Origin of the sequence: Novosphingobium sp. HR1a (assembly GCF_015594425.1) — a bacterium.
In the GTDB taxonomy this organism is placed as follows: Bacteria; Pseudomonadota; Alphaproteobacteria; order Sphingomonadales; family Sphingomonadaceae; genus Novosphingobium; species Novosphingobium resinovorum_A.
In genome coordinates, this window is record NZ_JABXWS010000025.1 from 16,111 (window position 1) to 37,140 (window position 21,030).

Consider the following 21,030-nt stretch of genomic DNA (forward strand, 5'->3'; position numbering starts at 1 on the left):
CTGCACCTAGCGGTGAGCTAAGGCGCCCGGACACTCGGTTACAGTGCGTACGGCCCCTTCATATGATGGGGCCATACGCAACTGGTCGGGTTCCCTATTCCGTCTCGCGGGTCGCCGCTGCGTAAAGCGCGATGGCGGCGGCGTTGCTGACGTTCAGGCTCTCCATGGCCTCGCTGATCGGCAGCTTCGCGATCGCGTCGCAGTGCTGGGTGATGTTGTGGCGCATTCCGTCCCCCTCAGCACCGAGCACGAGTGCGACCGGGCCGGTGGGGAGGGCTTCACCAAGAGTGGATTCGGCTGCGCCGTCGAGACCGATGCGCCAGTAACCGGCTTCGGCGATTTCTTCGAGCGCGCGAGCGAGATTCACCACGCGGATCCAGGGCAGGACTTCGAGCGCGCCCGATGCGGACTTTGCCAGCGTGCCCGATTCGGGCGGTGCGTGGCGGTCCTGCGTGACGATGCAGCAGGCGTCGAAGGCAGCGGCCGAGCGCATGATCGCGCCGACGTTGTGCGGATCGGTCACCTGGTCGAGCACCACGACCGGGCGGGCCGGGTCGCCGTCGAGCACATCGGCAAGGAACATGTCGTCGAGGGGCGCGCATTCCAGGACGAGACCCTGATGCGGCGCGTCCTTGGCGACGAGGCGGGCGAGGTCGGCGGCCTGCGCCCATTCCACCGGGAAGTCGCTGGGCAGTTCGCCGTCGAGCGATTCGACGCCTTCGCGAGTCGCCCAAAGCTTGCGATGGCTGCGGTCCGGATTCTTGAGCGCGGCCTCGACGGCGTGCCGGCCCCATAGGCGCACCATGCCCGTGGAGGCACGACCGCTGCCGCGGCCGTTCTTCATCCGGCCTGCGCGGCCGCGCAGCGCCTTGCCCCGGCGGGCTTCGCCTTCGTCTCCGCCCTGGGGGCCGACGTGTCCGCCACGCTTGGTCATCTGTAGTCCTTTCGAAAAATCTAAGCGTAAATGCAAAAATCTTGCCCCCTCTGACAGGGAGGGCATTGACAGGCAAGGCTCGCTTCGGCAAAGGCGCGGCTCCTCGGCAACGGGGCACCTTCGGGGGCCCCGACCAACGCCGGATTTCCCAGGTTTTCCTTGGATTTCCAGCCGCCAGCAACTGGTGTGGACAGGTGGCCGAGTGGTTAAAGGCAGCAGACTGTAAATCTGCCCGTGCAAGCGTACGCTGGTTCGAATCCAGCCCTGTCCACCACCAGCTGACCCGGCGAATGAGCGCCGGTCCCGTTCAGGGTTTTCACATAGAAAAATAGATGTCTCTCGGTGCGAGGCTTCGTTCCCGTCTGGCTGCGGTCTACGAAAGATCGTGGTTCGCGGCGAGCGGGTTCTACCCGCGCTTTCCCGTGGACAGGGAACAACGGGCGCGTGGTGGCATTGCGGTACACGTGCACACTGGCTAGACGAGAACGATGCCCGGAAACATTCTAGATAATCAAGGTCGCGGCGAAGCGTCGTGGCAATGGCCCGCCATTCACAAGGAAGGTCGCAAGTTCGGCGCCATCGCGGGCGTCGTCGCTGCGATTGTCTGGATACTGTGGGGGCCGTGGTTCGGCTGGCCGCTGGTGGTCCTGACGGTCTGCGTGCTGGCGTTCTTCCGTGATCCGATCCGCGTCACGCCGCAGGACGAACGCGCCATCGTCGCGCCTGCCGACGGCCTTGTCACGCTGATCGGCAAAGTCTCGCCGCCGCGCGAACTCACCATGGATGACGGAAGCGGCAATGCGCCGATGCCGACCGATCTGGTCACCCGCATCTCGATCTTCATGTCGGTGTTCGACGTTCACATCAATCGCTCGCCGATCAGCGGAACGATCAAGCGGGTGATCTACATTCCCGGCAAGTTCGTGAATGCCGATCTCGACAAGGCGAGCGAAGAGAACGAGCGCCAGCACATCCTCGTCGAACGCGGCGATGGCCTGCGCATCTGCTTCACGCAGATTGCCGGACTGGTTGCGCGTCGCATTGTGCCGTTCGTGAAGCCGGGCGACATCATCGCTTCCGGCCAGCGCATCGGCCTCATCCGATTCGGCAGCCGCGTGGACGTCTACCTGCCGGTTGGCGTTGAGCCGAAAGTCCTCATGGGTCAGAAGATCGTTGCGGGTGAAACTGTGCTTGCGGAACTCGGCAGCGCGCCGCTGATCGAGGGCATTGCCCAGTGATCGACGATCGGCCGGGCAGCGATCTGGACGAAGCTCCCGGCGACGCACCGCGCCGGCGTCTGGCTCCCGGCCTTTCGATGCGTGCAGTGGTGCCCAATGCTATCACTGCGGCGGCGCTCTGCTCCGGTCTGACCGGCATTCGTTTCGCCATTGCCGGGGATTACGAAAAGGCTGTGCAGGCAGTCATTCTCGCCGGTCTGCTCGACGGCATCGACGGGCGCGCCGCGCGATTGCTCAAGGCGCAGACGCGCTTCGGGGCCGAACTCGACAGCCTTGCCGATTCGATTTCCTTCGGCGTCGCACCGGCGCTGATCGTCTATTTGTGGACGCTGCATCAGCTTCCCAGCATGGGCTGGATCGCCTCGCTGGCCTTTGCGATCTGCTGTGTCCTGCGGCTCGCGCGCTTCAATGCGCGGCTCGACATGCTCGACCAGCCGCACAAGGATGCCGGGTTCCTGACCGGCGTTCCCGCGCCGCTCGGCGCCGGGCTCACGTTCCTGCCGCTCTATCTGTGGGTAGCGAGCGGGCGCATGCCGGAGTTCGCCAACCCGATTATCGTGAGCGGGTGGATGGTGCTGGTGGCCTTCCTGATGATTTCGAGCATTCCGACGCTCGCCTGGTCGCGGATGCGTCCGCCGCCGCATCTGCGACTTGGCGTCCTTGCACTGGTTGGCCTGACGATGGCAGCCCTGCTGATCGAGCCTTGGTTCACGCTTGCGGTCGTGACCATCGTATATCTGCTGTTGATCCCGGTCGGCCTTGTCACTTACGCCAAGGTCAGGCGGCAAGGTCCATCGATGCCGTACCCGGCCACTCCAGTCGCGCCGCAGTACGACGGATCGGCCGCTTCCTGAGCGCGCCGAGCGCGGGCAGTTGCACGCGTTCGATCACCTTCCACGTCACAACCATCGTCCCGGGGCACGCAGCGAGCTGTTCCCGGAAGGTCAGAGCCTGCGGCGCATAGCGGCTGATCGTCACCAGGATCGAGAATGCCGAAGCCATCGCGGCGAAGGCAAAGAGACAGGCGGCGAATGCAGTCATGACCGTTCCTTTCGAATCTTCGCCCGCTCCCCTCGCCTGAAGTCGGTAGAGGGCTGTGGACAGCTTGTGGAAAAAGAGAATCTGTTCTAACAATGTTCCGATGGCGGTTAGTTCTCTTTTTGTTCCATCCGAGTCAAGCGCTTTTTGAAATCCCCGTCGCGATGCCCTTTCACACTGCGTGATTGCGATGCGGATAGTGGTGCAGACGGTGTGTGACGGGCTTGGGGTGCAGCTGGCGCCGGGGGCGGCGGAGCGACCGGACCTTTCCGTCCGTCCGGGTCTGCAGCGTCTTTGCATGGATCGGCGGCGGTGCCGCGCTGTCGCAAAGCGCCGCGTGCATCGCGCGGACGGCGGGTAGGGCGGTGGTCAGGCTTTTCCAGATCGTGAGCGCGGCCGCTGCGGCAGCGAGCGAGAACAGGATGGATGCAATGATAGTCATGTGCGAGCGACCTCCTTGTATCCGGTTTCGCCCCACCCCGTCCTTTTGACGCCTCCTTTGGCGCGAGACCTGTGCAATTTGAGATGTTTGCTACGTTAGCCAATTTATCACCAGCTTTGCCTTGAGAAAACCGTCAGGCGCGGCGAGTTCCTGTTCAAGTCCTTGAATCGCGTGCGAATCGGCCATTTTGACGGTGAACTGACAAGCGTTTGCGGCGAATTGGGGCTGGATTTTGATGGCGAAGGCGTCTAAGCGCGCCGCGTTCGTTAAGAGATTGCCCGGATCGTCCGGTGCGACTCGAAGCGGGCAATCCACATGGAAGGCGCACATACCGGTGCTGTTGCGGCCAGAGTCGAAAGACTTCCGCGCGGTTCCTGCCTTCCAGAGGTTCAACCGGAAAGGAATTCTACTATGGCGGCACCTGTCGTCACCATGTCGCAGCTCATCGAAGCCGGCGCGCACTTTGGTCACCAGACCCACCGCTGGAACCCGCGCATGAAGCCGTACATCTTCGGCGCGCGCAATGGCATCCACATCATCGACCTGTCGCAGACCGTGCCGCTCTTCGCGCGCGCTCTGGAATTCGTGCAGTCGACCGTCCAGGCCGGTGGCAAGGTCCTCTTCGTCGGCACCAAGCGCCAGGCGCAGGAGCCGATCGCTCAGGCAGCCCGCGCTTGCGGCCAGCACTACGTCAACCACCGCTGGCTGGGCGGCATGCTCACCAACTGGAAGACCATCTCGGGTTCGATCAAGCGCTTCAAGGCTCTTGAAGAGCAGCTGGCTGGCGACACCGCCGGTTTGACCAAGAAGGAAGTCCTTCAGCTGACCCGCGAGCGTGACAAGCTCGAGCTGTCGCTCGGCGGTATCCGCGACATGGGCGGCATCCCGGACGTGATGTTCGTGATCGACGCCAACAAGGAAGAGCTGGCGATCAAGGAAGCCAACGTCCTCGGCATCCCGGTCGTCGCCGTGCTCGACACCAACGTCAACCCGAACGGCATCGCGTTCCCGATCCCGGGTAACGACGACGCCAGCCGCGCCGTGCGCCTGTACTGCGAAGCGATCGCCCAGGCCGCGACCAAGGGTGGCCGCGCCGCCGTGGTCGACAGCGGTGCCGACATCGGTTCGTTCGACGAGCCGGTCGCCGAAGAGGCTGTTGTCGAGGCGTAATAGCCCGGCACGACGACACTTTCGTCACGGAATTGTCGCGCGCCGGGTCCATGTGGCCCGGCGCGCACCTGTTTCAAGGAACCTTGCACGGTTCCCCACTCAATCAAGAGGAATTGAGCGATGGCTTACACCGCCGCTGACGTGAAGACCCTGCGCGAGCGCTCGGGCGCCGGCATGATGGACTGCAAGAAGGCTCTCGACGAGACGAACGGCGACATCGAAGCCGCGATCGACGCGCTGCGCGCCAAGGGCCTCGCCGCCGTTGCCAAGAAGTCCAGCCGCACTGCCGCTGAAGGCCTGGTCGGCATCGCCGTGACCGGCACCAAGGGCGTTGCCGTCGAAGTCAACTCGGAGACGGACTTCGTCGCCAAGAACGACCAGTTCCAGGACTTCGTGCGCAAGACCACCGAAGCAGCGCTCGGCGTTGCCGGTGACGACGTCGAAGCACTCAAGGCATCGGCCTACCCGGGCGGCGGCACCGTGACCGACGCCCTGACCAACAATGTCGCGACCATCGGTGAGAACCAGCAGGTTCGCCGCATGAAGACCGTCGAAGTCTCGGCCGGTCTCGTCGTTCCCTACATGCACAACGCCGCTGCGCCGAACCTCGGCAAGATCGGCGTGCTCGTAGCTCTGGAATCGGAAGCGCCTGCTGCCGTTCTCGAAGGTCTCGGCAAGCAGATCGCGATGCACATCGCCGCTGCCTTCCCGCTGGCCCTGAACGCCGAAGACCTCGACGCCGAGCTGATCGAGCGCGAGCGCAAGATCGCCCAGGAAAAGGCCGCCGAATCGGGCAAGCCCGAAGCCGTGCAGGCGAAGATGGTCGACGGCGCGATCGCCAAATACGCCAAGGAAAACGCGCTGCTTTCGCAGGTCTTCGTCATGGACAACAAGACCCCGATCCAGCAGGTCGTCGACCAGGCCGGCAAGGAAGCTGGCGCGAAGATCGTCCTCAAGGACTACGTGCGCTTCCAGCTGGGCGAAGGCATCGAGAAGGAAGTCACCGACTTCGCAGCTGAAGTGGCCGCAGCGGTCGCCGGCTGATCTCAAGCCTTCTTCGCTGAAGAAACGTGCGGGCCGCAGGAGCATATGCTTCTGCGGCCCGTCTCGTTTGCGGCTCCATAAAAAACATGCACGATTGACTTATTAAAGGGTCGGCGTAGCCTCCCGCATTGACCCGGCCAGATCCGGGCGCAACCGGAGAGGCCCCATGCGCGTAGAACTCGCTCCCCAGCCGCAGAATCCGATTCCGGATCTTTCGGTCCAGTATTCGCCCGAAATCGTCCGGGCTTCAGGCGCCTTCGCGATGGCGCCCTACCAGTATTCCAAACTGCCCCTGCGGCTGTTCGAGGCATGCCGCATCGCCACCGCCGTCATCAACGGCTGCACCGTCTGCATGAACTGGCGCGCCCAGCGGGACTTGCGGATTCTCGGCTACGATGGCGGCGTGATCGAGCAGGGCAATGCGCCTGACGAGGCTATGTACCAGGCCGTGCTCGGCGGTGACCTCGCCAGCCTGACCGAGAAGGAGCGTCTTGCCGTGCGGTACTCGCAGAAGATGGGCACCGATCCGCGCGGGCTGGCCGAGGACGACGCGTTCTGGGCACAGCTCAAGAGTGTGATGACCGACGCCGAGATCGTCGATCTGACCCATTGCACTGCTGCGTGGATGGCGATGGGCAGGGTCGCGCATGTGCTGGGTGTCGATGGGGTTTGCTCGATCGGCGGGCCTTTGGCGGAAGCAGCCTAAGGAGGGGAAGGCAGGGGTTTACCATCCCTGCACCCCGTATACCGTCGCGGTCTGGTGCGCGGCTTCGTCATGCGATGACGCTGCGCCGGGAGACTTTTAAAGCCTGCGCCGCCGCGTTGGGCTGAGGCGGCTGCGCGCGGGGCGACGACAGTTCCGGGGTCTGGGGCGATGGCCCCAGAACTTCCCTTTTATCTTAATATGCTGCCGTAAATCGTTCCCTGGAATGCTTGTGCGCTTCCAGTTCATCGACCATCGCAATTGCGTAGTCGGCGAAGCTGATCTTGCTCTCGCCTGCATCGTCGGTGACCAGTTCGTCACCGCCCGAGCGGTAGCTGCCCGTGCGCGGGCCTTCGAAGATCCGCGGCGGGGGAGAAGAACGTCCAGTCCACGTCGTCCACCTGCCTCAGGGCGTTGAGGAAGGTGATCCCGCCCATCGCGAAGGTCTTCCATTCCTCGGGAAAGTCCGGTGTGTCGATCAGGCGCTTGCCCGGAGTGACTTCCAGGCTGGCCGCGCCTCCGGTCACCAGCAGCCGGGGCACGCTGGCCTCGCGGATTGCCGAGAGCAAGGTTTCGGCGGGGACGTCGAAGTGCAGGGCGCTGATGACGGCGTCGCTTCCGGCGATGAAGGCGGCGAGAGATGCAGGGTCCGAGGCATCGCCCGTCGCTGCCGTGATCCGCTCGCCGGTCGCGATCTTTTCCGGGTTGCGTGCGATGGCGAGGACTTCGTGGCCGCGAACGGCGGCTTCCTTCGTGATTTCCGATCCGGCGCGGCCGCTGGCACCGAGGACTGCGATCTTCATTTCCATTCTCCACCAGGTATCCAATGGTGACCAGATGTGATATCGTCAATTCCCATGCAAGAAGGCACTTTCACCGCACCGGGTTACCTTGAGGGAACCGCCTGCCTCGCGCCCAACGTCTATGCGGCGGATTGTCCGACGCGGCAGTTGCTCGATCGTATCGCAGACAAGTGGAGCGTATTGATCCTGACGACGCTTGGGGTCGGCGACATGCGTTTCAATGGGCTCAAGCGGCATATCGACGGCATTTCGCAGAAGATGCTCAGCCAGACCCTGCGCTCGCTGGAGCGCGACGGGCTGGTGCGCCGCGATGTGGTGCCGACGGTGCCGGTTTCGGTCAGTTATGCGGTAACGCCGCTGGGGCGGGAACTGCTTGATGCGCTGCAGGCGATGATCGACTGGGCGGAGAGGCGGATGGGATCGGTGGCCTCGGCGCAAGTTGCTTACGATCGGCGTGAGGAAGAGCTGTCCGTAATGGCGCGCTGAACCGGGTTCATCCACAGTCCAAGCCCCTTGGCAATTCGCGCTTGCCCTCCTAAAGCCGGGGCCGTTCCAGTATTTCCGGCCCCCACAGGAGACCCAGCGGCATGTCATCCCCCTACAAGCGCGTCCTGCTCAAACTTTCGGGCGAAGTGCTGATGGGGAGCCAGCAGTTCGGAATCGATCCCGATTTCGTCGCGGAACTTGCCAAGGAAGTGAAGGCGGCCAAGGAAACCGGGCTCGAGATCTGCCTTGTCATCGGCGGCGGCAATATCTTCCGCGGCATGGCGGGCGCCGCGCGCGGCATGGACCGGGCGCAGGCCGACTACATGGGCATGCTGGCCACCGTGATGAACGCGCTGGCGATGCAGAACGCGCTGGAACAGATCGGCGTGGAAACGCGCGTGCAGAGCGCCGTGCAGATGGACCAGGTCTGCGAGCCGGTGATCCGCCGCCGGGCCGAGCGCCACCTTGAGAAGGGGCGCGTGGTGATCTTCGCTGCCGGTGTCGGCGCGCCGTACTTCACCACTGATTCCGGCGCCGCCCTGCGCGCCGCCGAGATGCGCTGCGATGCTCTTCTGAAGGGCACCAGCGTCGATGGCGTCTACGACAGCGATCCCAAGCGCAACCCCGACGCCAAGCGGTACGATTCCGTCGATTACGACACCGTCCTCGCCGACAACCTGCAGGTGATGGACGCCTCCGCCGTGGCCCTGTGCCGCGACAACAGCATTCCGATCGTCGTGTTCTCGATCCGCGAGCAGGGCAACCTGGCCACCGTCCTTGCGGGTGGCGGCACCAAGACGATCGTTCAGAAAGGAGCCTGAACCATGGCAAAGTACGACAAGGCGGACCTCGAGCGCCGCATGAAGGGCGCGATCGACGCGCTCAAGCACGACCTCTCGGGCCTGCGCACCGGCCGCGCGAACACCGCGCTGCTGGAGCCGATCACCGTGACCGTCTATGGCAGCGCGATGCCGATCACGTCGGTTGCGACGATCTCCGCGCCCGAGCCGCGCATGCTTTCGGTGCAGGTGTGGGACAAGACCAATATCGGTCCGGTCGAGAAGGCGATCCGTTCGGCGGGTTTGGGCCTGAACCCGATCAACGACGGCAACACCCTGCGCCTGCCGATCCCCGATCTGACCGAAGAGCGCCGCAAGGAACTGGCCAAGCTCGCCAGCTCCTATGCCGAGAAGGCGCGCGTCGCCGTGCGTAACGTGCGCCGCGACGGCATCGAGAACCTGAAGGCCGACGAGAAGAAGAAGGAAATCTCGGAAGACGACCGCAAGCGCGGCGAAACCGAAGTCCAGAAGCTGACCGACGAGATGGTCAAGGCCCTCGACGAGGTCTTCGCGGCCAAGGAAAAGGAAATCCTCGGCAAGTGAGCCTGTTGCGCTTCGCCGAGAAGGGAGCCTGATGGCCAAGGACGAATCTCTGCGCGCCCGTCATGTCGCCATCATCATGGACGGCAACGGGCGCTGGGCGAAGAAGCGCCTGCTTCCGCGCGCCGTGGGCCACCAGCGCGGCGTGGAGGCGGTGCGCCGCGTCGTACGCGGCGCGCGCGAGATGGGGCTGGAGGCACTGACCCTGTACGCCTTCTCGACCGAGAACTGGCGGCGGCCCGAGGACGAGATTTCGGACCTGATGAGCCTGATGAAGCGCTTCATCCTTTCCGACCTCGACGAATTCGCGGCGGCCGGCGTGCGCCTCAAGATCGTCGGCGATTACAAGGCGTTCAAGCCTGAACTGGTCGAACTGGTTGAAGGTGCGATGGCCAAGACCGCGCACAATACCGAGACGACGCTGGCGGTGGCGCTGAACTACGGCTCGCAGGACGAGATCGCCCGCGCGGCGACCAGGGCTGCGGCGAAGGGGCCGATCACGCCCGAGACGATCGCGGCTGAACTCGATACGGCGGACCTGCCGCCGCTCGACCTGCTGATCCGCACGTCCGGCGAGGTACGGCTGTCGAACTTCCTGCTGTGGCAGGCGGCTTACGCCGAAATGCTGTTCACCGACGTGCTCTGGCCGGATTTCACCGCCGATCACTTGCGCGATGCGCTCAGCGCCTTCACCACTCGCGAGCGTCGCTATGGCGGGCGCTGAGCCTCCGGCGAAAGGCACCTCCGATCTCAAGGTGCGCACGCTCTCGGCCATCGTCATGGTGGCGGTCGCCGGGACTGCCTTGTGGCTGGGCGGAGCGGTGTGGATCGCCTTCGTCTGCGCGGTGTCGGTCGGTGTGCTGTGGGAATGGATTCGGCTTGCCCGCCGCATCGTGCCGGGGCCGGGGGCGCGCGCGGCGTGGAACTTCGCCGGGATGCTCTATGTCGGCATCGGCGCGGCCATGCTGTTGTTCCTGCATAACGACGCCTTCACCCTCGCGCCGATCCTGACCCTGCTGGGGACGGTGATCGCGGTGGACGTGGGCGCCTATTTCACCGGCCGCACCTTGCGCGGGCCGAAGATTGCGCCGTCGGTCAGTCCGTCCAAGACATGGTCGGGCCTGATGGGCGCGGCGCTGGGCGCGACGCTCGCGCTCTTCACCGCCGCGCAGCTTTGGCAGGAAGGCGCGATCCGTCTTACGCCCGATGTCTCGGCGGCGAACGCGGTGTCGTGCTTCGGTACGCAGCCCTGCTGGTATGCGACAGCGGGCGCGGTTCCGCTCTTTGCGACCTGCCTTGCGGCCGGACTGCTGGTGGCGGTCTGTGCGCAGGCGGGCGATTTTTTCGAAAGCTGGATGAAGCGCCGCGCGGGGTTCAAGGACTCGGGCAACCTCATTCCGGGGCACGGCGGTTTCTTCGACCGGGTTGACGGATTGCTGGCGGTGCTGTTCCTGCTGGCGATGGCTATCGTGGTGTTGGCATGACCGGTTCTTTGCGCTCCCTGACGGTGCTTGGCGCGACCGGCTCGATCGGCGCCTCGACGCTCGACCTGATCCGCCGCAATCGCGACGAGTGGCGCGTGGTGGCGCTGACTGCGCATTCCAATGCGGCCGAACTGGCGAAGCTGGCGCGGGAATTCGGAGCCGAGGTCGCCGTCGTCGCCGATGAGGTGCACTTGCCTGCTCTGCGGGAGGCGCTTGCGGGTTCCGGGATCGAAGTTGCAGGCGGCCCCGCCGCGCTGATCGAGGCGGCTGCGCGCGGCGCCGACGTCACCGTCGCGGCGATCGTCGGCTGTGCCGGCCTTGCGCCGACGATGGCGGCGATCGAGCAGGGCGGGATCATCGCCCTCGCCAACAAGGAGGCGCTGGTTTCCGCGGGCGAGGTGATGATGGCCGCAGTCGCGCGGCATGGCGCCACGCTGCTGCCCATCGATTCCGAGCACAACGCGATCTTCCAGTGCCTCACCGGCAACGACCATGCCCATGTGCGCTGGATCACCCTGACGGCCAGCGGCGGCCCGTTCCGGGACTGGTCGTGGGAGCGCCTCAGCGCCGCCACCCCGGCCGAGGCGGTGCGCCATCCCAACTGGGACATGGGCGCGAAGATCAGCGTCGATTCGGCGACGATGTTCAACAAGGGCCTCGAACTGATCGAAGCCTACCACCTGTTCCCCGTCGGCCTCGACAAGTTGCGGATCATCGTCCACCCGCAGTCGGTGGTCCATTCGATGGTCGAGTACCGGGACGGCTCGACCCTGGCGCAGCTTGGCCCCTCGGACATGCGCGTGCCGATCGCCTCGGCGCTGGCCTGGCCCGCGCGCATGGACACGCCCTGCGCCCCGCTCGACCTTGCCGAGATCGGCGAACTGACTTTTCGCAAGCCCGACGAAGTGCGCTTTCCCGCCACGCGCCTCGCGCGCGAGGCGGCGCAGGCGGGCGGGGCGATCCCCGCCGTGCTCAACGCCGCGAACGAAATCGCGGTTGCTGCGTTCCTTGGCGGTCAGATTTCGTTCACGCGTATCTCTGCACAAGTGGAAGACGTGCTAGGCTCGTATGCGCCGCCGCCACCCGGCAGCCTCTCCGACGTCCTCGACGTGGATACGGAGGCCCGGGCGAGGGCGCGTGTACTCGTGACCAGCACCTGAAGAGAGGCATAGCTTGACCGGTTCACCAGGAATTCTGACGACGATCTTCGCCTTCCTCCTGGTGCTGGGGCCACTGGTCCTGATCCATGAGCTGGGGCACTATCTCGTCGGCCGCCTGTTCGGCGTGAAGGCGGACGCTTTTTCCATCGGTTTCGGCAAGGAACTCGCGGGCTGGACTGACAAGCGCGGCACCCGCTGGAAGCTCTCGGCGCTGCCTCTCGGCGGCTACGTCCAGTTCGCGGGCGACATGAACCCGACGAGCGCGCCGAAGCCCGACGACGTAGGCCTTTCCCCGCGTGAGCGGGCGCAGACCTTCCATTCCAAGCCGCTGTGGCAGCGCGCGCTGATCGTCTTTGCCGGGCCGCTGACCAACCTGCTGCTGTGCGTCGCGATCTTCGCCGGGTTCTTCTCGATCTACGGCCGCGTCGTAAACGATGCGGAGATCAGCGGCTTTACCGCCAACTCGCCCGCGCAGGCTGCGGGTATGCGCGTCGGCGACCGCATCGTCGCGATCGACGGTGACAAGGTTGACGGAGCGACCGACGTGCCGGGCCGCGTCGCGTACTTCCCCGGCAAGACGCTGCCGATCGCGGTGGAGCGGGCAGGGCGCACGCTTGTCCTTCCGGTGAAGCTGGCGACGCAGGAGTTCAGCGACCAGTTCGGTAACAAGGCGAAGATCGGCGATATCGGCGTGCGGATGATGCCGCCCGTCGTCGGCGGCTTCTATGGCGATTCGCCGGCCGAGGACGCCGGGCTCAAGGTGGGCGACCGCATCGTCGCGGTGAACGGCGCCGCAATCACCAGCTTCGAGGACATCCCCGAACTCATCCGCCCGCAGGCGGGGCGCAGCGTCGATCTCTCGGTGCGGCGTGACGGTGAAGTCCGCACTTTCCAGGTCAAGGTGACCGAAGGCTCGATCCCTGACGCACAGGGCAAGCCGCAGAAGGTCGGTCAGATCGGCGTACGCGCAGGCCGCTTCGAGCAGGTCGGCCCGGTCGATGCCGTCGCCCTCGGATTCCAGCAGAGCTTCCGCGCCATGGGCAACATGGTGACCGGCATAACCCAGATCTTCACGGGCGACCGCTCTGTCCGCGAACTGGGTGGTCCGATCAAGATCGCGCAGTATTCCGGGCAGACTTTCACGCTGGGCTGGGAAGCCTTCGTGGAGTTCGCCGCCCTGATCTCGATTAACTTGGCATTCATCAACCTCCTGCCAATTCCTGGCCTCGACGGCGGACATCTGGCTTTCTACGCGGCTGAACTGGTCCGGCGCAGACCCCTGGGTGCACGCAGTCAGGAATGGGCGATAAAGACAGGTGTGGCGCTGGTGCTGGCGCTGATGGTCTTCGTCACGGTCAATGACCTGGCCTCTCTCCCTATTTTCGGGGGATAGCCTGGAGGGATTCACGAGCGATCACAATGTTGCCGGGTTTTGTCTGCTTGATTGGACCGGCTCCATCGGGCAGATGGCTGCGATTGCCTGCGGGTCTGGGTGCGCTCCCGCCGGTGGTCTGTTTTTCATCGCGAAAGCGAATACGGGATTTTGCGTAGAATGATCGGACGGGAAATGGTTCGCGGCACTGGAGCGCGCAGCGCCCGAGGCCTCTGGGGCTCGCAAGTTGCAGCAGTGCTCCTCGGGACCACCATTCTCGCGGGGATGCCCATGGAGGCTTCCGCGCAAGCTGCAAAGGCCGGCAAGCGTGCGCCGGTTCCTGCCGCTCCCGCCGCTCCGGCCCCGGCCGTGGTAGCGCCGGTCGAGGAAGGCCAGCCGATCCAGACCATCGTGGTGAAGGGCGCCGAGCGTCTGGAGGCGCAGACGGTCCTGTCCTACATCAAGATGCGCGTCGGCCAGAACTACACCAAGGTTTCCGCCGACGCCGCGCTGAAGGACCTCTACGGCACCGAACTGTTCAAGGACGCGCAGGTTGCGTTCGACAATGGCGTGGTGACGATCACGGTTCAGGAGAACCCGGTCGTCAACCGCATCATCCTTGAAGGCAACAAGCGCATCAAGGACGACAAGATCCTTCCCGAGATCAAGGTCGCGCCGCGCCAGATCTTCACCCGTTCCAAGATTCGCGCCGACGTCGCCCGCATCATCGAGCTGTACAAGCGCCAAGGGCGCTACGCCGCGACCGTCGAGCCGAAGATGGTCTCGCTCGACCAGAACCGCGTCGACATCGTCTTCGAGATCACCGAGGGCGACAAGTCCAAGGTCCGCCAGATCAACATCATCGGCAACGAGCACTTCTCGGCCGGCGAACTGCGCGGCCAGATGGTGACCAAGCAGGCGCGCTTCACCCGTCTGTTCAGCTCGGGCACCAGCTACGACCCCGATCGCATGGCCTTCGACCAGCAGAAGCTGCGCCAGTTCTATCTGACGCAGGGCTATGCCGACTTCCGCGTCGTCTCGGCGGTGGCCGAACTGACGCCGGACAAGAAGGACTTCATCATCACGTACGTGGTGGAGGAAGGGAAGCGCTACAAGTTCGGCGACGTGAAGGTCGAAAGCCAACTGCGCGACTTCGACGGCGAGAAGATGGCGTCGCGCCTGCCGATGCACAAGGGCGACTGGTACAACGCCAAGCAGGTCGAGGACACGATCGACAGTCTGAACGAGACTGCCGGTGCCTTCGGCTACGCCTTTGCCGACGTCCGCCCGCAGTACGATCGGGACAAGGAAAACCTCACCATGGGGCTGACCTTCGTGATCCAGGAGGCGCCGCGCGTCTATGTCGAGAAGATCGACATCAACGGCAACACGCTGACCCAGGACAAGGTCGTGCGCCGCGAGTTCCGCCTCGCGGAAGGCGACGCGTTCAATTCGCTGCAGGTCAAGCGTTCGACCAATCGCATCAAGTCGCTCGGCTACTTCCAGGAGAAGTTCGAGGTCGAGCAGAAGCCCGGCAGCGCCGACGACCGCATCCTGCTGGAAGCCAACGTCGAGGAGAAGCCGACCGGCGAACTCCAGCTTTCGGCAGGTTTCTCCAGCCTTGAGAGCTTCATCTTCCAGGCATCGATCCGCCAGCGCAACTTCCGCGGTCGTGGCCAGACGGTGGGCTTGTCGGGCAGCATCTCGCGCTATTCGAAGAGCGTCGAGGCGAGCTTCGTCGAGCCTTACCTGTTTGACAAGAACGTGTCGCTCGGCGTCAATATCTACCGCCGCGACTACAACAGCTTCAACTACTATAACACCAATCGTAACACCACGTACTCGCAGTCGACTACCGGCTTCAATGTCCGTGCGGGTGTGCCGCTGACCGAGTATCTGACTGCGGTGGGCAGCTATACGCTCAACTACGATGACGTTAGCCTCGGCAGTGAATATTACGACGCGAACGGCCAGTGCAGTCCGCTAATCGCCGGGCGTTACTTGTGTGACGCGATCGGGAAGCGCCTTAGTTCGATTGTTGGCGCCTCTCTGATCTACGATACGCTCGACAATCGCGTCCGTCCGACGCGTGGCACGACCGCTTCGGTGAATGTCGATTTCGCAGGGCTTGGCGGCGACGTTAAGTATGCCCGTGTTCGCGGCAATGCGTCGAAGTTCTTCAACATGGGCCACGGCTTCATCTTCTCGCTCTCGGCGGAAGGTGGCGTGATCAAGGGTCTGTCCGGGCAGGACATCCGCCTGACCGACCGCTTCTACCTCGGTCAACCGCAGTTCCGCGGCTTCGCCATCCGCGGCGTCGGCCCGCGCGTGCTGCGCAAGCAGTTGAACACGGACGGCAGCGTTACGACCGACCGCAGCAACTGGACCGACGACGCGCTGGGCGGCAACTATTACTACATGGGCCGTGCGGAGATGGAAATTCCGCTCGGTTCCGGTGCTCGCGAAATGGGCCTCCGTCCTTCCATCTTTGCCGACGTGGGCGCGGTTTGGAGCGTCAAGAGGCCGACGCTCACGCAGTGCGATCCGGGCTGTATCCCGACGTATTATCCCAACAATACCGATGGCACTGCGAACACCAGCGGCACGCCGGTCACGTCTTCGACTGACTCGAGTGGTCGCACGCAGACCGCCACCGGCAGCTATGCCTATAACTTCGTCGAGGAATTCGTCGGCGATACCTGGAAGCCGCGTGTCGCCATCGGCATCGGCGTGAACTGGAACTCGCCTTTCGGTCCGTTCCGCATCGACTTCTCGCGCGTTCTGCTCAAGCAGTACGGCGACGATCCCAAGGCATTCAACTTCAACGTGGGAACCCAGTTCTGATGATTACCAAGAACAAGACCATCGCGCTGGCTGCCGGCCTCGCGTTCGCCGCCGTCTCGGCGCAGCCCGCGCTGGCTGCCAAGCCCGCTCCGGCCGCCGCCGCCCCCGCAACCGGCGGTACTATCGTGCAGGGCCTCGGCGTTGCCAGCTTCGATGCGGTGATCGCCAACTCGAACGCGTTCAAGACCGCCGAGACGCAGCGCCAGACCACATTCAAGGCGCAGTTCGACCAGGCGCAGACCCGTCAGAACGCGCTCAACGCCCAGATCAAGCCGCTGATCGACAAGTTCAACGCCGACCGTCAGGGCGGCAAGGTGACTCAGGCCGCGCTTGAGCAGCAGGCCGGTTCGATCCAGCAGATCCAGGAGAACGGCAAGGCCGAACTCCAGCGCATCCTGCAGCCGGTCGGCCTGTCGCAGGCTTACGTCAACGAGCAGATCGAAGACAAGCTGAACGATGCGGTCAAGGCAGCGATGACCAAGAAGGGCGTGTCGATCCTGATCTCGCCCGACGCGATCCTCGCGGTCAACGGCGGCGCCTACAACCTCAACCAGGACATCCTGAACGAGCTGAACACGTCGATCCCCTCGGCGCAGCTGGTTCCGCCCGCCGGTTGGGAACCGCGCCAGGTTCGTGAACAGCGTGCGCAGCAGGCTGCCGCGCAGGGCCAGGCTCCGGCCGGCGCCGCGCCGGCGACGCAGCCCTCGGGCCGCTGATCGGACGTCACGGGCATGAGCGATAAGGCCGAAGTCGTGTACGACACCGCGAAGATCCTGGCGGCGCTTCCGCACCGCTACCCGATGCTGCTCGTCGACCGCGTGGTCTCGATCTCCGAGGAGGAGATCGAGGCGGTCAAGGCGGTGAGCTTCAACGAGGACTTCTTCCAGGGGCACTTCCCCGGCCGACCGATCATGCCCGGCGTCCTCCAGATCGAGGCGCTGGCGCAGGCTGCGGGCATCCTCGCGATCGAGACCCTCGGCCTCGCCGGGACCGGCAAGCTGGTGTATTTCATGGCGATCGAGGACGCGAAGTTCCGCGCCCCCGTGACCCCGGGGCACCTGCTGACACTGCGCACCGGCTTCGTCCAGAAGCGTTCGCGCGTGTGCAAGTTCTGGGGCAAGGCCTCCATCGACGACAAGGTGACCTGCGAGGTCAACTTCACGGCGATGATCGCAGACGCCTGAGGCTGCTGCCCACCCCGTCCGGCTAGGCAGCAAGCTGCCAAGGCTTCCGGCCCTCCCGCAAGCGGGAGGGCTGTGTTGGCGGGGACCTCTCATTCCCCTGCCGCTCGCGGGAGGGGCAGGGTTGGGCTTCTTCGCCCTTGCATTCAGGCCCGCTTCGCTGTAAGCGCGCCGCTTTCCAAGCCAGGCCGGTCGGAACCGGCCACATGCGAAAGAGATAGACCCATGAAGGCCGATACGCATCCCGACTACCACACCATCACGGTACAGATGACCGACGGCAGCACCTTCCAGACCCGCTCGACCTGGGGCAAGGAAGGCGACACGCTGGTTCTGGACATCGACCCGACCTCGCACCCGGCATGGACCGGCGGCAAGGCCCAGCTTCAGGACGGTGGCCGCGTGGCCCAGTTCAACAAGCGTTTCGGCGGTCTCACGCTCAAGAAGAACTGATTGGGCGGGGCTTCAGGCTCCGAACATCAGCTTCACGAAGAAGGCGGTCCCTGGGGCCGCCTTTTTTGTTGTCCGCATAGCGTGCAAAATTTCATTGCCAGTTGCGATTGCCTTTCATGTGCAGGGCTTTAGGGTCGTGAATGTCCACGCGGGGCGGGGGAACGTCCATGCGTGCGGCTGCGTTTCGCAGCCATCCAGCCCGAAAGACCGGAGATACGATATGAAGCGATCCTCCCGCATCCTCGCCGCCTCGGCGGTCCTGCTCTCGCTCGCCGGCGCTGCCGGTGCGGCTGATGACCATACCGGCCATTCCGCAACGACGGCGGCCGCCGCGCCGATGATCCACGCCGATCTGATTGGGCTGGACGGCAAGACCATCGGCATGGTCATGCTGCAGGAGACCCCGGCAGGCGTCCTCGTCAGCGCCGAGGCCAAGGGCATTCCGGCGGGTGAGCACGGCTTCCACTTCCACCAGAAGGGCGTGTGCGACACCGCGACCAAGTTCGACAGTTCGGGCGGCCACTTCACCGGCGGCGATCACCAGCACGGCTATATGGTCGCTACGGGGCCGCATGGCGGTGACATGCCGAATCAGAATGTCGGCGCGGACGGCCTGCTCAAGACGCAGGTGCTGAATTCCGGCGTGACGCTCTCGCCGGGGCCGAAGTCGCTGCTCGACGCGGACGGTTCGGCGCTGGTGATCCACGCAGGCGTGGACGACTACACCAGCCAGCCTTCGGGTAATGCCGGCGGGCGCATCGCTTGCGCGGTGATCGCTGCGGCCAAGTAAGCCGGGCTGCCAGCCGTCCCGGGCTCATTCCGGGGCGGCTGCTGATGGCTTTTGCCGATGGGGCTTCGACAAGCTCAGCCTGAGCGGAATAGAGAGAACTTCTCAAATCCGCTCAGGCTGAGCTTGTCGAAGCCCCATCGGTTCACCCCCAGGGCCGCTCGCGATACCATTGCGTGATGACGTACTTGCGGCCCTTGCGCACCTTCATCGCGTGATGAAGCGTCGCCGCGTTACAGCTGCCGTCAGCGCGGCGGTTGTTCCAGCCGATGAGCTTGCCGGTCTCGGGCTGGATCATCTTGTCGATGACCTTGAAGCGAGTCGCGCCTCCGGCCTCGACGTCGTTCAGGTAGATCATGAAGGTCCAGGTCCGCTGGCCGGGAACCTTGCAGTATTTCTCGAAATCGGCGCTGTCGGGCTCGAAATAATCGGTGTGCGCCTTGAACTCCTGCCCGACTTCATAGCGCTGTCCCTGCAGCGGTTCCGCATAGGCAAGGTCGATGCCGGAAAGGCGGGAGAGCGCCTGCGCCAGTTCGTCGACCACCGGATAGTTGCGTGACAAGTCGCAGGTCGAACTGGTGCGGAACGCATCGTCTCCGTTGTAGTCGGCGATCGTCGAGGGGCGGTTGTTGGTCTCGATCAGGTCGATCAACTGCGCGCAGCGCTCGGCGCTAAGGAACTCGCGCAGGATGAACAGGTCGAGCCGGGACGAGGGAAAGCGCTGAACGCCGGGGTGGGATAGCAGTCTTGCAGCCGATGATTCGCCGGGTTCGTCCATGCGCCGACCTTAGCCACGGGCAGGGCGCAGGAAAATCGCGGGCGAGGCGACGGGCAGGTAAATTTCGCCTCTCCGCATTTTTGCTTTGCAAGAATCCGCGCGCTGTGCAAAAGGCGCGCTCCGCACCGGATGCAGCAGCGTCCGATGCCGGGCGCGGCGCCTCTCGAGTGCGCCTGTGGCGATCGTAGCTCAGTTGGTTAGAGCGCCGGTTTGTGGTACCGGAGGTCGTGGGTTCGAACCCCATCGATCGCCCCATTTTCTCCCTTTTACCACAGTGTGATGCTCATAGCGGCATCATGATACCAATGCCCGATTGGCGCATGAAAAGCGCTGTGCTTTGATCTGAGTCACTTGCTCCTTTCAACACGCACTATAGAAGCGCGCCTGTCATGCACGGCTTTGCCAACCCCGCCCGTTTTCTGCGCATCGCCCGCTGGCTGATGCCCCTGTGCATGGGCACGGGACTGGTCGTCGCCTTCGCGGCGCTGGGCTGGGGGCTGTTCGTCGCCCCTGCCGAGCGCCTGCAGGGAGAGACGGTGCGCATCGTCTATCTCCACGTGCCCGCCGCCTGGCTGGGCATGGCCGGGTGGATGGGCATCGCGGGTGCGAGCTTCACCGAACTCGTCTGGCGTCATCCGCTCGCGGCCATCGCGGCGAAAGCCTGCGCGGTGCCGGGCGCGGTTTTTACCGCCGTCTGCTTACTTACAGGTTCGCTGTGGGGGCGTCCTGCGTGGGGGACATGGTGGGTCTGGGACGGACGGCTGACCTCGATGCTGGTGCTTCTGTTCCTCTACTTCGGGTGGATGGCGCTGTCGCAGGCGAGCGAGGCTGCGGACGGCGGCCAGAATCGCGCGCCCGCCATCTTCGGGCTCGTCGGCGCGGTGAACGTGCCGATCATTCATTACTCGGTGATCTGGTGGAACAGCCAGCACCAGCCGCCGAGCATCACCGTGGGCAAGTCCGCGATGTCGGGCGATTTTCTGGTGCCGCTGCTTGCCGCGATGCTCGGTTTCACGCTGATCTTCGCAGGCGTCGTGCTGGCGCGGATGCGTGCGATCCTGGCCGAGCAGCAGGCCGAGGCGCGGCTGCGCAGGAAAGCGCGCGCGGAAGTGGAGGCATTCTGATGCGTGAAGCGATGGACCCATGGACCTTCGTGGTCGCGGCCTATGTGGTCGGCATCGGCGCGACGCTGGCGATGGTCGCATGGGCGCTGCTTTCGATGCGCCGCGCAGAAAAGCGCCGTGATTCGGCGAGGAACCGCTGATGGCGACGGTCGCCAAGAGCCCGATCAAGGCCAAGCACCAGCGCCTCGTGCTGCTGATCGTCGCGCTGGTCGTGCTCATCGGGGCGGCGTTGCTCGCCGCATGGGCGCTGCGCAATCAGGCGAGCTACTTCTACGTGCCGAGCGAGATCGTCGCCAGGCCGCCCGAGCCCGGCCGCGCCGTGCGCCTTGGCGGCATGGTCGAGAAGGGCTCGCTCAAGACGGCGGCGGACGGAGTGACGATCAATTTCGCCGTGCAGGACGGCAAGGCGCGCGTGCCGGTGACCTTCAAGGGCATCGTGCCCTCGCTGTTCGTCGAGGGATCCGGCGTCGTCGCCGAGGGCAAGATGGGCACGGACGGCACATTCGTCGCCGACAACCTCCTCGCCAAGCATGACGAGAACTACGTGCCCCACGAGATGCAGGACATGTCCAGGGAACAGGCCCAGAAGGTCATGCAAGAAACCAAATGA

At 64.5% G+C, this 21,030-nt stretch carries 25 protein-coding genes, 2 tRNA genes and 1 pseudogene; 22 read left to right on the forward strand and 6 right to left on the reverse strand.

Annotated features, from left to right (window positions below):
- Positions 1-94: 94 nt before the first annotated feature.
- A complete protein-coding gene (locus tag HWN72_RS04630; RefSeq protein ID WP_069707470.1) occupies positions 95-934 on the reverse strand; it encodes an RNA methyltransferase in 840 nt (279 codons plus the stop codon).
- A gap of 188 nt (positions 935-1,122) precedes the next feature.
- On the opposite strand from HWN72_RS04630, the gene HWN72_RS04635 reads away from it, so the two are divergent.
- From HWN72_RS04635 to HWN72_RS04645, 3 genes are all read left to right on the forward strand, one after another.
- A tRNA-Tyr gene (locus tag HWN72_RS04635) sits at positions 1,123-1,208 on the forward strand.
- Positions 1,209-1,422: 214 nt separating this feature from the next.
- Positions 1,423-2,172: a phosphatidylserine decarboxylase gene (locus HWN72_RS04640; protein WP_069707471.1), complete on the forward strand. Its 750-nt coding sequence runs from the start codon at positions 1,423-1,425 to the stop codon at positions 2,170-2,172.
- Between the two features lie 77 nt (positions 2,173-2,249).
- Positions 2,250-3,026, forward strand: coding sequence for a phosphatidylcholine/phosphatidylserine synthase (locus HWN72_RS04645; RefSeq protein ID WP_081798894.1), 777 nt, complete (start codon positions 2,250-2,252; stop codon positions 3,024-3,026).
- Here HWN72_RS04645 and HWN72_RS04650 read toward each other — a convergent pair.
- From HWN72_RS04650 to HWN72_RS04660, 3 genes are all read right to left on the reverse strand, one after another.
- Complete coding sequence (locus HWN72_RS04650; protein WP_155986139.1) at positions 2,950-3,213, reverse strand: hypothetical protein; 264 nt, start codon at positions 3,211-3,213, stop codon at positions 2,950-2,952. The two genes, HWN72_RS04645 and HWN72_RS04650, sit on opposite strands and share 77 nt — an antisense overlap.
- Positions 3,214-3,382: 169 nt before the next feature.
- Complete coding sequence (locus HWN72_RS04655; protein ID WP_069707472.1) at positions 3,383-3,652, reverse strand: hypothetical protein; 270 nt, start codon at positions 3,650-3,652, stop codon at positions 3,383-3,385.
- A gap of 90 nt (positions 3,653-3,742) precedes the next feature.
- On the reverse strand, positions 3,743-4,045 hold the full coding sequence (locus HWN72_RS04660; RefSeq protein WP_211149943.1) for a hypothetical protein: 303 nt from the start codon (positions 4,043-4,045) through the stop codon (positions 3,743-3,745).
- Positions 4,046-4,063: 18 nt separating this feature from the next.
- Between HWN72_RS04660 and rpsB the strand changes: the two genes are divergently transcribed.
- The 3 genes from rpsB (at position 4,064) to HWN72_RS04675 (ending at position 6,572) form a co-directional block, all read left to right on the forward strand.
- Positions 4,064-4,822: a 30S ribosomal protein S2 gene (gene rpsB, locus HWN72_RS04665; protein WP_036522542.1), complete on the forward strand. Its 759-nt coding sequence runs from the start codon at positions 4,064-4,066 to the stop codon at positions 4,820-4,822.
- Positions 4,823-4,942: 120 nt separating this feature from the next.
- A complete protein-coding gene (gene tsf, locus HWN72_RS04670) occupies positions 4,943-5,866 on the forward strand; it encodes a translation elongation factor Ts (RefSeq protein ID WP_036522544.1) in 924 nt (307 codons plus the stop codon).
- Positions 5,867-6,032: 166 nt separating this feature from the next.
- Positions 6,033-6,572, forward strand: a complete 540-nt coding sequence (locus tag HWN72_RS04675) for a carboxymuconolactone decarboxylase family protein (RefSeq protein WP_069707474.1) — start codon at positions 6,033-6,035, stop codon at positions 6,570-6,572.
- 193 nt (positions 6,573-6,765) lie between these two features.
- Here the strand turns inward: HWN72_RS04675 and HWN72_RS04680 are convergent.
- Positions 6,766-7,378, reverse strand: a pseudogene (locus HWN72_RS04680) (NAD(P)-dependent oxidoreductase).
- 48 nt (positions 7,379-7,426) lie between these two features.
- On the opposite strand from HWN72_RS04680, the gene HWN72_RS04685 reads away from it, so the two are divergent.
- The 12 genes from HWN72_RS04685 to HWN72_RS04740 all read left to right on the forward strand — a co-directional run bounded on the left by HWN72_RS04685 (position 7,427) and on the right by HWN72_RS04740 (position 18,521).
- Complete coding sequence (locus tag HWN72_RS04685; protein WP_069707476.1) at positions 7,427-7,858, forward strand: helix-turn-helix domain-containing protein; 432 nt, start codon at positions 7,427-7,429, stop codon at positions 7,856-7,858.
- 101 nt (positions 7,859-7,959) lie between these two features.
- A complete protein-coding gene (pyrH, locus tag HWN72_RS04690) occupies positions 7,960-8,679 on the forward strand; it encodes a UMP kinase (protein ID WP_008831813.1) in 720 nt (239 codons plus the stop codon).
- Positions 8,680-8,682: 3 nt separating this feature from the next.
- Positions 8,683-9,240 carry a ribosome recycling factor gene (gene frr, locus HWN72_RS04695; protein WP_008831814.1) on the forward strand — a complete coding sequence of 186 codons (558 nt, stop codon included), beginning with the start codon at positions 8,683-8,685 and terminating at the stop codon, positions 9,238-9,240.
- A 31-nt stretch (positions 9,241-9,271) separates the two neighbouring features.
- A complete protein-coding gene (gene uppS, locus HWN72_RS04700) occupies positions 9,272-9,961 on the forward strand; it encodes a polyprenyl diphosphate synthase (RefSeq protein WP_069707477.1) in 690 nt (229 codons plus the stop codon).
- Positions 9,948-10,721, forward strand: coding sequence for a phosphatidate cytidylyltransferase (locus tag HWN72_RS04705; RefSeq protein WP_211149944.1), 774 nt, complete (start codon positions 9,948-9,950; stop codon positions 10,719-10,721). The genes uppS and HWN72_RS04705 overlap by 14 nt, the downstream gene beginning before the upstream one ends.
- Entirely contained in the window at positions 10,718-11,881 is a 1,164-nt protein-coding gene (locus HWN72_RS04710) for a 1-deoxy-D-xylulose-5-phosphate reductoisomerase (RefSeq protein ID WP_197524413.1), read from the forward strand. Before HWN72_RS04705 ends, HWN72_RS04710 begins: the two co-directional genes overlap by 4 nt.
- A 13-nt stretch (positions 11,882-11,894) precedes the next feature.
- Entirely contained in the window at positions 11,895-13,274 is a 1,380-nt protein-coding gene (rseP, locus tag HWN72_RS04715) for an RIP metalloprotease RseP (RefSeq protein ID WP_069707479.1), read from the forward strand.
- Between the two features lie 159 nt (positions 13,275-13,433).
- Positions 13,434-16,097, forward strand: coding sequence for an outer membrane protein assembly factor BamA (bamA, locus tag HWN72_RS04720; protein ID WP_231958124.1), 2,664 nt, complete (start codon positions 13,434-13,436; stop codon positions 16,095-16,097).
- The gene (locus tag HWN72_RS04725; protein ID WP_036522553.1) at positions 16,097-16,813 is read left to right on the forward strand and encodes an OmpH family outer membrane protein; all 717 of its coding nucleotides are present in this window, start codon (positions 16,097-16,099) and stop codon (positions 16,811-16,813) included. Before bamA ends, HWN72_RS04725 begins: the two co-directional genes overlap by 1 nt.
- Before the next feature lie 15 nt (positions 16,814-16,828).
- Entirely contained in the window at positions 16,829-17,281 is a 453-nt protein-coding gene (fabZ, locus tag HWN72_RS04730) for a 3-hydroxyacyl-ACP dehydratase FabZ (protein WP_069707480.1), read from the forward strand.
- A gap of 222 nt (positions 17,282-17,503) precedes the next feature.
- The gene (gene rpmE, locus HWN72_RS04735; protein ID WP_008830262.1) at positions 17,504-17,731 is read left to right on the forward strand and encodes a 50S ribosomal protein L31; all 228 of its coding nucleotides are present in this window, start codon (positions 17,504-17,506) and stop codon (positions 17,729-17,731) included.
- Positions 17,732-17,951: 220 nt separating this feature from the next.
- Positions 17,952-18,521, forward strand: coding sequence for a superoxide dismutase family protein (locus HWN72_RS04740; RefSeq protein ID WP_069707481.1), 570 nt, complete (start codon positions 17,952-17,954; stop codon positions 18,519-18,521).
- A 142-nt stretch (positions 18,522-18,663) separates the two neighbouring features.
- Here HWN72_RS04740 and HWN72_RS04745 read toward each other — a convergent pair whose 3' ends face one another.
- Positions 18,664-19,296 carry a 2OG-Fe(II) oxygenase gene (locus HWN72_RS04745; RefSeq protein ID WP_069707482.1) on the reverse strand — a complete coding sequence of 211 codons (633 nt, stop codon included), beginning with the start codon at positions 19,294-19,296 and terminating at the stop codon, positions 18,664-18,666.
- Positions 19,297-19,474: 178 nt separating this feature from the next.
- On the opposite strand from HWN72_RS04745, the gene HWN72_RS04750 reads away from it, so the two are divergent.
- The 4 genes from HWN72_RS04750 to ccmE all read left to right on the forward strand — a co-directional run bounded on the left by HWN72_RS04750 (position 19,475) and on the right by ccmE (position 21,030).
- Positions 19,475-19,551, forward strand: a tRNA-His gene (locus tag HWN72_RS04750).
- A 134-nt stretch (positions 19,552-19,685) separates the two neighbouring features.
- Positions 19,686-20,420: a heme ABC transporter permease CcmC gene (gene ccmC, locus HWN72_RS04755; protein WP_008830265.1), complete on the forward strand. Its 735-nt coding sequence runs from the start codon at positions 19,686-19,688 to the stop codon at positions 20,418-20,420.
- Positions 20,420-20,560: a hypothetical protein gene (locus tag HWN72_RS04760; RefSeq protein ID WP_197524414.1), complete on the forward strand. Its 141-nt coding sequence runs from the start codon at positions 20,420-20,422 to the stop codon at positions 20,558-20,560. Before ccmC ends, HWN72_RS04760 begins: the two co-directional genes overlap by 1 nt.
- A complete protein-coding gene (gene ccmE / locus HWN72_RS04765; RefSeq protein ID WP_069707483.1) occupies positions 20,560-21,030 on the forward strand; it encodes a cytochrome c maturation protein CcmE in 471 nt (156 codons plus the stop codon). The genes HWN72_RS04760 and ccmE overlap by 1 nt, the downstream gene beginning before the upstream one ends.